Source organism: Dongia sp. (genome assembly GCF_041910485.1).
In the GTDB taxonomy this organism is placed as follows: Bacteria; Pseudomonadota; Alphaproteobacteria; order Dongiales; family Dongiaceae; genus Dongia.
The window spans coordinates 1-12,919 of the sequence record NZ_JAYRQR010000024.1 but is presented as its reverse complement, the minus strand read 5'-3'; the positions used below and the strand labels follow the sequence as shown (position 1 = coordinate 12,919).

11 protein-coding genes and 1 tRNA gene are annotated in these 12,919 nt (G+C 64.1%); 8 read left to right on the top strand and 4 right to left on the bottom strand.

The window, feature by feature from the left end:
* Positions 1-54 precede the first annotated feature (54 nt).
* Positions 55-128: transfer RNA gene (locus ACE3PP_RS06655), tRNA-Gln, on the bottom strand.
* Between the two features lie 272 nt (positions 129-400).
* Here ACE3PP_RS06655 and ACE3PP_RS06650 point away from each other — a divergent pair.
* From ACE3PP_RS06650 to ACE3PP_RS06630, 5 genes are all read left to right on the top strand, one after another.
* The gene (locus ACE3PP_RS06650) at positions 401-1,522 is read left to right on the top strand and encodes a Ppx/GppA family phosphatase (RefSeq protein ID WP_374379482.1); all 1,122 of its coding nucleotides are present in this window, start codon (positions 401-403) and stop codon (positions 1,520-1,522) included.
* A 15-nt stretch (positions 1,523-1,537) separates the two neighbouring features.
* On the top strand, positions 1,538-2,269 hold the full coding sequence (locus ACE3PP_RS06645) for an RlmE family RNA methyltransferase (RefSeq protein WP_374379479.1): 732 nt from the start codon (positions 1,538-1,540) through the stop codon (positions 2,267-2,269).
* Between the two features lie 42 nt (positions 2,270-2,311).
* On the top strand, positions 2,312-3,229 hold the full coding sequence (locus ACE3PP_RS06640; protein WP_374379476.1) for a nucleoside hydrolase: 918 nt from the start codon (positions 2,312-2,314) through the stop codon (positions 3,227-3,229).
* Positions 3,230-3,380: 151 nt separating this feature from the next.
* A complete protein-coding gene (gene guaB / locus ACE3PP_RS06635) occupies positions 3,381-4,844 on the top strand; it encodes an IMP dehydrogenase (protein ID WP_374379473.1) in 1,464 nt (487 codons plus the stop codon).
* A gap of 82 nt (positions 4,845-4,926) precedes the next feature.
* Positions 4,927-6,276, top strand: a complete 1,350-nt coding sequence (locus ACE3PP_RS06630) for an RsmB/NOP family class I SAM-dependent RNA methyltransferase (RefSeq protein WP_374379470.1) — start codon at positions 4,927-4,929, stop codon at positions 6,274-6,276.
* Between the two features lie 110 nt (positions 6,277-6,386).
* On the opposite strand, the gene ACE3PP_RS06625 is transcribed toward ACE3PP_RS06630, so the two are convergent.
* The 3 genes from ACE3PP_RS06625 to ACE3PP_RS06615 all read right to left on the bottom strand — a co-directional run bounded on the left by ACE3PP_RS06625 (position 6,387) and on the right by ACE3PP_RS06615 (position 9,013).
* Entirely contained in the window at positions 6,387-7,127 is a 741-nt protein-coding gene (locus ACE3PP_RS06625) for a type 1 glutamine amidotransferase (RefSeq protein WP_374379467.1), read from the bottom strand.
* A 224-nt stretch (positions 7,128-7,351) separates the two neighbouring features.
* Positions 7,352-8,221: a metal ABC transporter permease gene (locus ACE3PP_RS06620; protein ID WP_374379464.1), complete on the bottom strand. Its 870-nt coding sequence runs from the start codon at positions 8,219-8,221 to the stop codon at positions 7,352-7,354.
* 9 nt (positions 8,222-8,230) lie between these two features.
* On the bottom strand, positions 8,231-9,013 hold the full coding sequence (locus tag ACE3PP_RS06615) for a metal ABC transporter ATP-binding protein (protein WP_374379462.1): 783 nt from the start codon (positions 9,011-9,013) through the stop codon (positions 8,231-8,233).
* 348 nt (positions 9,014-9,361) lie between these two features.
* Here ACE3PP_RS06615 and ACE3PP_RS06610 point away from each other — a divergent pair, with 348 nt between their 5' ends.
* Genes ACE3PP_RS06610 through ACE3PP_RS06600 form a run of 3 tightly spaced genes read left to right on the top strand, consistent with a single transcriptional unit; the run spans position 9,362 to position 12,647 of the window.
* On the top strand, positions 9,362-10,798 hold the full coding sequence (locus tag ACE3PP_RS06610; protein WP_374379459.1) for a circularly permuted type 2 ATP-grasp protein: 1,437 nt from the start codon (positions 9,362-9,364) through the stop codon (positions 10,796-10,798).
* 1 nt (position 10,799) lies between these two features.
* Complete coding sequence (locus tag ACE3PP_RS06605) at positions 10,800-11,741, top strand: alpha-E domain-containing protein (RefSeq protein WP_374379456.1); 942 nt, start codon at positions 10,800-10,802, stop codon at positions 11,739-11,741.
* Positions 11,742-11,756: 15 nt separating this feature from the next.
* The gene (locus ACE3PP_RS06600; RefSeq protein ID WP_374379454.1) at positions 11,757-12,647 is read left to right on the top strand and encodes a transglutaminase domain-containing protein; all 891 of its coding nucleotides are present in this window, start codon (positions 11,757-11,759) and stop codon (positions 12,645-12,647) included.
* Positions 12,648-12,919 lie beyond the last annotated feature (272 nt).

Here is a 12,919-nt window from a genome sequence, read left to right as displayed (position 1 = left end):
AAGTACGGCACAATTCCTGATTGTATCTTTTGAGATATACACTCATAAAGAGTGTGGCTGGGGGACTAGGATTCGAACCTAGACTGGCGGAGTCAGAGTCCGCTGTCCTACCGTTAGACGATCCCCCAGCAGGGGCGGCCGGGCCTGATGGGGCCGGGCGGCTGAAAGCGGGCGGAACATAATGCCCTGATGGGTCAAGTTCAAGCCTTGTGTGGCGTTCGTGGCCGCCGCCGCCGGTGAGCCGGGAAAACCACCCCAATCCCCCCAACTTTATCTCGCCCGCCGATCCATGTAGGATATGTGACGACGATACCCGGCATGGGTTGCCCGAACGGGCTGCGGTAGTTATTTTCCGCGCTGTTTCAATGGGTTATCCATCGGGGCATAGGAGTATTGAGGCGTGAACGGTGCATTATCCGGGTCGCCGGCACCTGCGCTATGGCGTACGCGTGCGGCCAAGCCCGGCCAAGTCATGGCTGCCCTTGACCTTGGCACCAACAACTGTCGCCTGCTGATCGCGCGGCAGGGGTCGGGCGGCTATCAGGTCATTGACGCATTTTCGCGCATCGTCCGCTTAGGGGAGGGCGTGTCGCAGAGCGGCCTCCTCTCCGCCGAGGCGATGGACCGCACCATCGAGGCCCTGAAAATCTGTGCCGCCAAGATGGAGCGACGCGGGGTGAGCCTTGCCCGGGCCGTGGCTACCGAGGCCTGCCGGCGCGCCGACAATTGCCTGAGCTTCGTCGAGCGCGCCCGAGCCGAGGCCGGCATCGCCCTCGACATCATTTCCTCGGGCGAGGAAGCCGACCTCGCCTTCAAGGGTTGCACGCCGCTCCTCGACCGCAACGTCGCTCATGCCATCGTCTTCGATATCGGCGGCGGCTCGACCGAGCTTGGCTGGCTGCGCCTCAAACCCGGCCGCCCGCCGCAGATGGTCGCCTGGCATTCGATGCCGTTCGGCGTCGTCAGCCTCACCGAGGAATTCGGTGCCGAAGCGAGCGGCGGCGAGGCACCACTCGCCTTCTACCGCCGCATGGTCGACAAGGTGGTGGGGGAGCTTGATCCCTTCCGCCGCGCCATCGGCGCGGGCCGTCTCATCGGCGAGGGTGCCGTGCAGATGCTGGGGACCTCCGGCACCGTGACGACGCTCGCCGGCATCCAATTGGGCCTCGCGCGCTATGAACGCAGCCTGGTCGATGGATCATATTTGCGTTTCGGCGATGTCGAGCGCATCAGCAGCGATCTGGCGCGGCGCGATTGCCGCGGCCGCGCAACCCTTCCCTGCATCGGTGTCGAGCGGGCGGATTTGGTTCTGTCCGGCTGCGCCATTCTGTCGGCCATCTGCCGGCTGTGGCCGGTGGGTACGCTCCGCGTCGCCGATCGCGGCGTGCGCGAAGGCATTCTGATGAGCCTCATGACCGGCACCGCGCCGGACACCGTCTATGGCGATTTCGACGAGCAGGATGTGCCTGACTTGCGCGCGGCCGATGCACCGGCCGATCTCGTCGCCGCCAGCGAATTTTGATTTTGGAGTTTCGACATGCGTAACAACCGGGGATCAGGCGGCCGCGGCGGCCAGCGCGGCGGCGCGCGGGAAGAAAGCGCGCTTACCGGTCGCGGCGTCAAGACGCGCGTGAAGACCGCCGCCAAGCGGTCGCTCTCATCGGCGCGCTGGCTTGACCGGCAGCTCAACGACCCTTACGTCGCCGAGGCGAAGAAGCGCGGCTATCGTTCGCGCGCTGCTTTCAAGATCCTGCAGCTCGACGAGAAGTTCCATTTCTTCAAGATCGGCGGGCGCATCGTCGATTTGGGTGCAGCCCCCGGCGGCTGGACCCAGGTCGCGGTCGACCGCGTGCATTCGGCCGATGGGCGCGGCAAGGTGATCGGCATCGATCTGCAGGCGGTCGAGCCCATGCCGGGCGCCACCATCATCCAGCTCGACTTCATGGACCCGTCGGCACCCGACAAGCTGAAGGCACTGCTGGAAGGCGAAGCCGATGTCGTGCTCTCCGATATGGCGGCCTCTTCCACAGGCCATGCGCAGACCGATCATTTGAAGATCATCGATCTGGCTGAGACGGCCCTCGCCTTCGCGGTCGAAGTACTGGCGCCCGGCGGCACCTTCATCGCCAAGGTGCTGCAGGGCGGCGCCACCAACGAATTGCTGACGCAGCTCAAGAAACATTTCGCCAGCGTGAAGCATGTGAAGCCGGATGCCAGCCGCAAGGATTCGGCTGAGATCTATGTCGTGGCCCAGGGCTTCCGAAAGTGACGGGCTTCCGACAATGACAGGCTTCCGCCGCTAGACATCATCATGCCCTTGAAGCTGATCTTCGACACCGACCCCGGCATCGATGATGCCATAGCCATCTGGCTCGCTCTTGCGGCACCCGAGCTCGACGTCCGTGGCTTGAGCGTCGTCTTCGGCAACGGTCACGCGCTGGCTTGCGCCGAGAACGCCCAGCGCATTCTCGATGCCGCCGGCAAGAGTGGCATTCCGGTCCATGTCGGTGCCGATCAGCCTTTGCAGCGATCCTATGCGCGGGCCGGCTGGGGCGTGCACGGGGCCGATGGCTTGGGCGGCATCGGCCTGCCGCAGCCCTCGCGACAGCCGGATGGAACCGATGCCGTCGCTTGGCTCGCAAAGACCCTGACCGAGGCAGCCCCTGGCAGCATCACCCTGGCGCCCATCGGCCCGCTCACCAACATCGCGCGCCTCCTCCAGGAACATCCGGCGGCGCGGCAAGGCATCCGCGAGATGATCGTCATGGGTGGCGCCGCTGCCGCGAATGGCGGCAACGCGACACCCCATGCCGAGTATAATTTCTGGCTCGATCCGCATGCCGCCGACATCGTCTGCCTGAGCGGCGTGCCCATGACTCTCGTCACCATCGAAACGGCGCGCCCGGTGAGCGCCACGCCCGCCCGCATCCAGCGGATCGAGGCGGCCGGTACCCGGATCGCCAAGGCCGTCGCCGCCCTCTTGCGCGCCTATGTCCACGAATCCAAGGCCGATGCGCTGTTCGATCCGCTGGTGGTCGCTTATCTGTTGCAGCCGGACTTGTTCGGGAAGACCCATGCCCATTTCCGTGTCGTAACGGGGGATAATCCCGAACTCGGGCGATTGCTGGTCGAACCCTGCGCCACCCAGACGGACCATATCCTTCTGCAAACCCCTGATCCCGATACGATTTTCGAGCTCCTTGGGCAGCATTTCCTGAACCTGCCGTGACTTTCTGCCACCAAGCGGGCGCGCATTGCCGCCCAGCGTCGGGCGCAGGGCCCAAAGGCTTGTGGGAATCCCCCCAATCTGTATGATGAGGCGCCAACCCACACCGCCCTCCACACAGGGGGCGGTTTTTCATATCCGCAAGGTTGGTGCGATGCAGATCCGCGACGCTTTCACATTCGACGACGTTCTTCTCGAGCCCGCGCACTCCCAGGTGCTGCCGGCCCAGGCCAACACGGCCACACGGCTCACCAGCCGCATCAATCTCCATATTCCCCTGCTCTCTTCGGCGATGGATACGGTGACCGAGGCCAAGATGGCGATCTGCATGGCGCAGAATGGCGGCATGGGCGTCATCCACAAGAATCTCGATATCGCGCGGCAAGCCGAGGAAGTCCGCCGCGTGAAGCGCTTCGAAAGCGGCATGGTGGTGAACCCGCTCACCATCCACCCGGACGAGACGCTGGCCGATGCCTTCAACCTGATGGAAGCCCATTCCATCTCCGGCATTCCGGTGGTCGAGCGCGGCAACGGCAAGCTGGTCGGCATCCTCACCAACCGCGACGTGCGCTTTGCCTCCAAGATGGACGAGCCGGTCGCCAATCTGATGACCAAGGACAAGCTCGTCACCGTGAAGCCAGGGGTGAGCAGCGACGAGGCCCGCAAGCTCCTCCATCAATACCGCATCGAGAAGCTGCTGGTGGTCGACGAGAATTACCGCTGCATCGGCCTCATCACTGTGAAGGACATGGAGAAGTCGCAAGCCTATCCCCATGCCAGCAAGGATGAGAACGGGCGCCTGCGCGTTGCCGCGGCGACCGGTGTGGGCGACGACGGCCTGCGCCGCGCCGAAGCGTTGCTCGACGCCGGCGTCGACGTCATCGTCGTCGACACGGCGCACGGCCATTCGGCCGGCGTGCTCGCCTCGGTCGGCGCGGTGAAGCGTCTTTCCAACGATGCCCAGGTCATCGCCGGCAATGTGGCGACGGCCGAGGGTGCCCAGGCCCTCATCGATGCGGGTGCGGATGCAATCAAGATCGGCATCGGCCCGGGCTCGATCTGCACCACGCGCATCGTCGCCGGCGTCGGCGTGCCGCAGCTCACCGCCATTTCGGATGCCGCCGAGCGCGCGCATCGGTCGGGCATCCCCGTCATCGCCGATGGTGGCATCAAATATTCGGGCGATGTGGCGAAGGCCATCGCCGCGGGCGCCGATTGCTGCATGGTGGGTTCGCTTCTCGCCGGCACCGACGAGGCGCCGGGCGAAGTGTTCCTGCTGAACGGCCGCTCCTACAAATCCTATCGCGGCATGGGCTCCTTGGGGGCGATGGCACGGGGTTCCGCCGACCGCTATTTCCAGGAAGAAGTCTCGGACAAGCTGAAGCTCGTGCCCGAAGGCATCGAAGGCCGCGTCGCCTATAAGGGTCCGGCCGGCACCGTCATTCACCAGCTGGTCGGCGGCCTCAAGGCGTCGATGGGCTATACCGGCAACGGCACGATCCCCGACATGCAGACCAAGTGCCGCTTCGTGCGCATCACCAATGCGGGTCTCCAGGAAAGCCACGTCCACGACGTGCAGATCACCCGCGAAGCGCCGAACTACCGGCAGAATATGTAAGAAGCCATCACGGCGTTCATTGCTCTCTATTTCATCCCCCGCCCACAAGCGGGGGATGACGGCGTTTTAAGGACTGACCTTCATGACTCCCGGCGCACGCCTGCAGGCGGCCATTGATCTGTTGACCGAGATGCACAGCGGCACCGCACCCGCCGACCGCTCGGCCGCCGCCTTCTTCCGCAACCGGCGCTATATCGGCGGGTCGGACCGGCGTGCGATCCTCGATCACGCCTATGCGGTCCTCCGCCAGATGGCGAAGCTCGATTGGTGGATCGGCGAATTCACATCCGAACAGGGCCTGCCGCATCTCGAACGCGCACGCCTCATCGCCAAGCTCGTCCTCATCGACGGCTGGACGGCGGACAAAGTCGCCGGCAGTTTCGACGGTGGCGATTACCGCCCCAAGCAGATGAACCGCACCGAGCGCTCCTTTGCCCTGTCCCTCGAAGGCAAGGACATCCGCAACGGCGCGCAGCCGAAATGGGTGCGCTTCGAATATCCCGAATGGATCGAGAAGAGCCTCATCAAACGCTTCGGCCCCCATTTCGAACAGGAAATGGCGGCCCAGATCGAGGAAGCCGCGACCGACATCCGCGCCAATGCCTTGAAGGCCACGCGCGAGGAAGCCATCGCCGCCTTGGCGGCCGAGAATGTGACCGCGACGGCGACGCATCTGTCGCCGCTGGGCTTGCGCTTGGAGGGCCGTCCGCCGATGGGCGCCTTGAAATGCTTCCAGGATGGTCTCATCGAAGTGCAGGACGAAGGCTCGCAATTGGCGGCCCTGCTGGTTGATGCCCGGCCCGGCCACCGTGTCGTCGATTTCTGCGCGGGTGCGGGCGGCAAGACCCTCGCCATTGCCGCCGCCATGATGAATAAGGGCAAGATCGTTGCCTGCGACACGCTGAAGGGCCGCGTCGAACGCGCCGGCGATCGGCTGAAGCGCGCTGGTGTCTTCAATGTCGAACGCCGTGGGCTCGAGAGTGAGCGCGACCCCTGGGTGAAGCGCCATGCCGCGAGCTTCGACCGCGTGCTGGTCGATGCGCCCTGTTCGGGCACCGGCACCTGGCGCCGCAACCCGGATGCCAAATGGAATCTGCAACCCGATGATCTGCCGCGCCTCACCAAATTGCAGGCAAGCATCCTCGATTCTGCGCAGCGCCTGGTGAAGCCCGGCGGGCGCCTCGTCTACGCCACCTGCTCGATGCTGGCAGAAGAGAATGACGCGCAGATCGACGCGTTCCTCTCGGGCCATCCCGATTTCGAGCGCGTACCCATCGCCGAGGTTTGGCGCGACGTCATCGGCACCGATTGCCCGGCCGATGGGCCCACCCTGTCGCTCACGCCCCTGCGGCAGGGGACCGACGGTTTCTTCGTCGCCGTGATGCAGCGCAAGGCCTCAGCGAAAGCAGAACAGCCTGCCGTCGAGGAGTAGCAGGCCGAAGCCGATGAGGTGATGGCGGAAAAGCGCATCGTTCGGTGCGATCCAGAGATTGCGGCGAGCGATAGACGCGGCGGATAGAACCCCTGTTTCGAGAGGAGACCTTACGCCGCCCGTGCCTGTCTCTGTGCCTTCACCAGTTCGGCCCATCTTCCGCCGACCACGCGGCAGAATTCGTTGGCGTCGCGGGCATGTTGCTTGAACTCGCCGCGGGCGCGGTCGATCGCCTTGCGGCCCTCTTCCTCGCCGAGCTTGCCGATGATGACGTGGTTGAAATCCTCGATCCAGCTGGTGGCATGGTCGAGCGAGACTTCGAAATGGCATTGGAAGCCATAGGTCGTGTCGCCATAGCGGAAGGCCTGGTTGGCGGTGGTGGCGCCGGTCATCAGCCGCACGGCACCCTCGGGCAACGCGAACGTGTCTTCATGCCATTGCATGATGTGCTGGCGCGGATTGAGCCCGCCGAGCAACGGGTCCTTGCGGCCATCCTCGGTGATGTCGATCGGCAGATAACCATATTCGAAGAAGTCGTTGACCCGGACTTTGGCGCCGAAGCTCCGTGCCAGCAACTGGCCGCCGAGGCACAGGCCCAGGAGCGGCTTTCCCTCGTCATGAAAGGCGTTGAGCAGCTCGCAGGTCGGCACGAATGCCGGAAAATCCTTGTCGTTATGGGCGTGCTGCGGTCCGCCCAGGATCACGGCGCCGTCGAAGCCGGCGGGCGTCTCGGGCAGATCCACCCCATGATGCGGCTGCACCGTCACCAAATCGGCCCCCTTGGCCTTGAGATGCTCGCCCAGCAGCGAGACATGCGAGGTGGGTTCGTTCTGGATGACCAGGATGCGCATGGAGCCGTTTCCTCTTCGCGAAAGCGTTGGCGGGATCATGCGGTCCCGAACGGTCGCTGACAAGCGAAGGGCAATGCACGGCGCGCATAACGGCCCCGCCCCCAGAACATTTTCAGGGGAACATTTTCAGGGGAACATTTTCAGGGGAACATTTTCAGGGGAACATTTTCAGGGGAACATTTTCAGGGGAACATTTTCAGGGGAACATTCTTAGCCGAGCAATTTCAATGCTGCAGATGCGCACCCGGAAAGAGGCGCCGCACAAGGCCGCCCTGGCGCCCGGCGATGACCGAAAGGGCATAGGCAAGCCCCGCCACCAGCACGATGGAGGGGCCGGGCGGCAGGTCGAAATGATAGGAGCCGAGCAGGCCGGCGATTCCGGAAAGAAGAGCAAGCCCGCTTGAGAGCGCAATCATCCCGGCGACCGATCCCGCCCAGAAGCGCGCGGCGGCGGCCGGCAGGATCATGAGGCCCACCGCCATCAGGGTCCCCAGCGCCTGGATGGACGCCACCAGATTGACGGCGATGAGGATGAGGAAGGCCATGTGCGCCGCCACACCGTGCCCGCCCACGGCGCGCAGATACAGGGGATCGAAACATTCGACCACCAGGGTCCGGTAGATGATGGCGAAGGTGACGAGCGACAGGATGGCGACCGCTACCACCAGCACCAGCGCATCTCCGCCGATAGAGAGCAGCGAGCCGAACAGGATGTGAAGAAGATCCCGCGTATTGCCGCGCAAGCTGACGATGAGAACGCCGCTCGCGAGCGAGATGAGATAGAGCGCGGCGAGGCTCGTATCTTCCTTGAGCGATGTCAGCCGCGCGACGGCGCCGGAGAGCAGCGCCACGGTGAGACACGCAACGAGACCGCCGACACTCATCGCCCAGAGGTCGAGCCCGAAGAGAAAGAAGCCGATGGCGACACCGGGCAGGATCGCATGCGCCAGCGCATCGCCCATCAGGCTCATGCGGCGGAGCTGCAGGAAGACGCCCAAGGGACCGGCGACGAGGCTGACGGCAATGACCGCCACCAGCGCGCGGCGCATGAAAGCGAAATCGACGAAGGGCGCAATGAAGAGATCGGCGAGCATGGGAGGCTATCAGGCGGCACAGATGTTGGCGGGCTGGGTCCAGCTTTCGGCGGCGATGCGCGCCTTGGCGAGATTGTCCGGCGTCAGCACGTCAGGCGACGGACCCCAGGCAACCGGCTCGCGCGCCAGCAACAGGCAGTGCGGAAAATGCCGCCGCACGAAATCGAGATCATGCAGTGCCGCCACCACCGTCCGCCCTTCATGATGCCAGGCGTCGATCAACGCCATCAGATCGGCGATGGTGCGCTGGTCGACCGCGTTGAACGGCTCATCGAGCAGGATAAGGCTTGCATCGGCGGCGATGAGGCGCGCGAACAGCACGCGCTGGAACTGCCCCACCGACAGGCTCGCGATCGGCCGCGCGTCGAAACCGGCAAGGCCCACCTTGGTCAACGCGGATGATGAAGCGGCGCGCATCGCGGGCGTCAGCCGGCCGAAGGCGCCGATCTTGCGCCAATGCCCCAGATCGACCACCTCACGCACCGACATAGGAAAACTGCGATCGACATCGGTCACCTGCGGCAGGAACGCGAGCTTGTCCCGCGCTTCCACATCGATATGGCCGCCACTCAAGGGCAGCAAGCCGACGATGGCCTTGAGGAGCGAGCTTTTGCCGGCGCCGTTCGGCCCGACCAGGGCGGTGAGGCTCCCTTTGGCGAAACTGCCGCTCACATGATGGACCGCCGGGTGGCGCTGATAGGCGATGGTGACATTGTCGAGGCGGATCGACGGGTCGGTGCTGTCGGGTCCGTGAAAATGGACGCCGTGCGCGTGGGCGGTAATATGATCCATCGTCTAGAGCGCCCAGCGCAGCAGAACCAGCAGGGCGAGGCCAAGGCCCGCCGCCACCGACAACCGTTCCACCATGCTCATGCCGAAGCCCATGACCGCTCCCATAATCTGTGCGCAGGGATTGTTATAACATAACGTTATCTTCCAGCCAGTGCTCTCTTGATCCGGCAGGCGAACTGGCAGGCTCCGCCGCTGCATTTGGCGCCATTGCCTAAAATTTAGGCAAATTCCCGGAAGTCGCGCCCCTTTCAGCAATGAATCCAACGGCCGGCACATGGCACAGCCCTTGCTGTTCCCTTTGAAAGCGCCGGCGGTCCAAACGCCCGGCGGAAACAGGTCTGCTGGGGAATGCTCATGCCTTTCGACGAGATGCGGCTGGAAGACGGCTCGGTCCGCGCGCCCTATCTCGAGGTGGCGAAATGGCTGCAAGGTGTCACCTCTGCCCAGTTAGAACGGCGGCGTGCCGAAGCTGAGCTCTTCTACCGCCGCGGCGGCATTACCTTCGCGGTCTATGGCGACGCCCAGGGCGAAGAACGCATCATTCCCTACGACATCATCCCGCGCATCCTGTCGGCGGCCGAATGGGCGCGGCTCAAGGCCGGGCTCGAGCAGCGTATCAAAGCCTTGAACGCCTATCTCGCCGACATATACGGTCCGCGCGAGATCCTGAAGGCCGGCATCGTCCCCGCGGATCTGGTCTGGCGCAATCCCGCCTACCGGCCCGAAATGGCGGGGCTCGCCGTGCCGCACGGCATCTACATCCATATCGCCGGCATCGACATCGTGCGCGTCGACGGCGACGATTTCTATGTGCTGGAAGACAATGCCCGCACACCCTCCGGCGTTTCCTACATGCTGGGCGGGCGCGAGATTTCGATTCGCCTGATGCCGGAACTCTACGGCGCCCACCGCGTCGCCCCGGTCGAGAATTATCCCAACGAGTTGCTCGCCACCCTGCAATCGGCGGCGCCGCGCAATGCCAGCAAGGATGTGACGGCGGTGCTGTTGACGCCGGGCCAGTTCAACTCGGCCTATTACGAGCATTCCTTCCTCGCCGACAAGATGGGGATCGAACTGGTCGAAGGCTCCGACCTCTTCGTGCGCGACAGTGTCGTCTTCATGCGCACGACCGAGGGGCCGAAGCGCGTCGACATCATCTATCGCCGTCTCGACGATGCCTTCATCGATCCGCTCGTCTTCGATCCCCATTCCATGCTGGGTGTCCCCGGCCTCTTTGCCGCCTACATGGCCGGCAACGTGACGCTCGCCAATGCGGTGGGTACCGGCGCCGTCGACGACAAGGTGGTCTACTCCTATGTCCCCGACATGGTGCGCTTCTATCTCGGTGAAGAGCCGCTCCTCAAAAACGTGCCCACCTGGCGCTGCCGCGACCCCAAGGATCTCGCTTACGTCCTCGACCACCTTTCCGAATTGGTGGTGAAGGAAGTGCATGGTTCCGGCGGCTACGGCATGCTGGTGGGGCCGCATGCGACCGGAGCCGACATCGCACTCTTTGCCGAAAAGCTCAAAGCCGATCCCACCAACTATATCGCGCAGCCCACGCTCTCGCTCTCGACCTGCCCCGCCTTCGTCGATCAGGGGATCGCGCCGCGCCATGTCGATCTCCGGCCCTTCATCCTGACCGGCGCCGACGGCATCCGCATCGTGCCGGGCGGCCTGACGCGCGTCGCCCTGCGCGCTGGGTCGCTGGTGGTGAATTCGAGTCAGGGCGGCGGCACCAAAGATACGTGGATCGTCGAAGATTCTGGGGTCGTGGAAGAATAAGATGCTGAGCCGCACCGCCGATTCACTCTTCTGGTTGTCGCGCTACGTCGAACGCGCCGACTATCTCGCCCGCGTGCTCGAAGCGGCGGCGCGCCTCTCGGCCCTCCCCAAGGCCTATGGCAGCGGCACCAATGAATGGGAAAGCGCCATCGCCACCGCCAGCTGCACCGACCTCTTTCACAAATTCCACGAAACGCCGGACGCGGCGAATGTCGTCCATTTCCTGGCCTTTTCCGAGGACAATCCCTCCTCGATCAAGCGCTGCCTGGAAGTCGCCCGCACCAATGCCCGCGCCGTGCGCACCGCCATTACGGCCGAGATGTGGCAGACCATCAACGGCGCCTGGCTGGAACTGCCGCAGATGGCAGCCAAGGCCACCGATCCCGACGGCCTGATGGACTTCATCGATTGGGTGAAGGAAATCTCGCTGCGCTTCGACGGGTCCGGCTACCGGACGATGCTCCGCAACGATGCTTATTGGTTCGCGCGCCTCGGCATCTTCATCGAACGCGCCGACAACACGGCGCGCATCCTCGACGTCAAATATCATGTGCTGCTGCCCGAACATGCGGCGGTCGGCGGCGGCATCGACTATTCGCAATGGGCGGCTATCTTACGCGCCGTTTCGGCGCTGACCTCCTATCACTGGGTCTATCGCCAGGGTCTGCAGCCCTGGCTCATCGCCGATCTCCTCATCCTCAATCAGCAGATGCCGCGCTCGCTCGCCTCCTGCTACGGCGCGATCGTCGCCAATCTGGAAAGGCTCTCCGGCGCCTATGGCCGCCACGGTGAATCGCAGCGTCTTGCGCGCTCGATCCTGGTGCAGCTGGAGAACAACCGCATCGAGCAGGTCTTCCAGTCGGGCCTGCATGAATTCGTCACCGCCTTCATCAACAACAACAACCGCCTAGGGGCCGCCGTCGCCGCGCAATATTTGAGCTGAGGAGAAAGCCCACCGATGCTGATCCATGTCCGCCACCGCACGCGCTATACCTACGATCATCCGGTCCAGTCGATGATCCAGGCCCTGCGCCTCTCTCCCCGCAATCACGAAGGGCAATATGTGCGGCGCTGGCAGATCGACGTCGATCATGACGGGACGCTGCGGCCGGGCGAGGATTCCTTCGGCAATGTCCTACACATGCTCTCCCTCGACGGGCCACTGTCGAGCCTCACCATCACGGTCGAAGGCGAAGTCGAAATGCTCGACACCAACGGCATCGTGCGCGGCGCGCTCGAGAAATTTCCAGCCGACCTCTATTTGCGCGAAACGCCCCTCACGGTCGCGGATGCCGCCATCGTCGATTTCGCGCGCGACATTGCCGGCAAGGCGGGCAGCAACAAGCTCAAAATCCTGCACGGCCTCCTCGGCGCCATCCACAGCGAGATCGTCTTCGACACCGAACAGACCGACACGGCGACGACCGCCGCTGCCGCCTTTCAGATGAAGCAGGGCGTTTGTCAGGATCTCTCCCACATCTTCGTGGCCGCTGCCCGGTATCTCGGCATCCCGGCGCGCTATGTCGGCGGCTATCTCATGCGCTCCGACGACAATATCCACCAGGAAGCGGGCCATGCCTGGGCCGAGGCCTATATCGACGGCTTGGGCTGGGTCGGCTTCGATCCGGCGAACGGTATCTGCCCCACGGAAGCGCATGTCAGGGTCGCGACCGGCCTCGACTATCTCGGCGCCTCCCCCATCCGCGGCGCCAGGCTGGGCGGCCATGCCGAACGCTTGGAAGTCGAAGTCACCGTCGCCGACACCTATCCCCACGACCTCGCCCAGCAAAGCCGCTGGCAGCCCCCGATCGGCGCCATCGAACAAGCCAGCCAGCAATTCCAGGCTTAGCGTGCGCCCGATCTTCCGGATGTTCCTAAATTGTTCTTGACAAAGAACTAGGAATGTTGTACTAATAGAGCTGTGCACACACATCACCCTGGCTCCCCATCCGGAGCCGCTCGGTTGTCCCTCGGCGCAAGTCCAGCGATGGACGCAGGCCGAAAGCATCGGCCCCTGTTTGAGAGGGGCAGGCTTGGTCGGCGGCCACAAGGCCCGGCCCCCCGGATCAGCGGGTGAGCGATCCTCCGCGAGTCCCGGGTCACAGGACGCTCCCCCAGGGT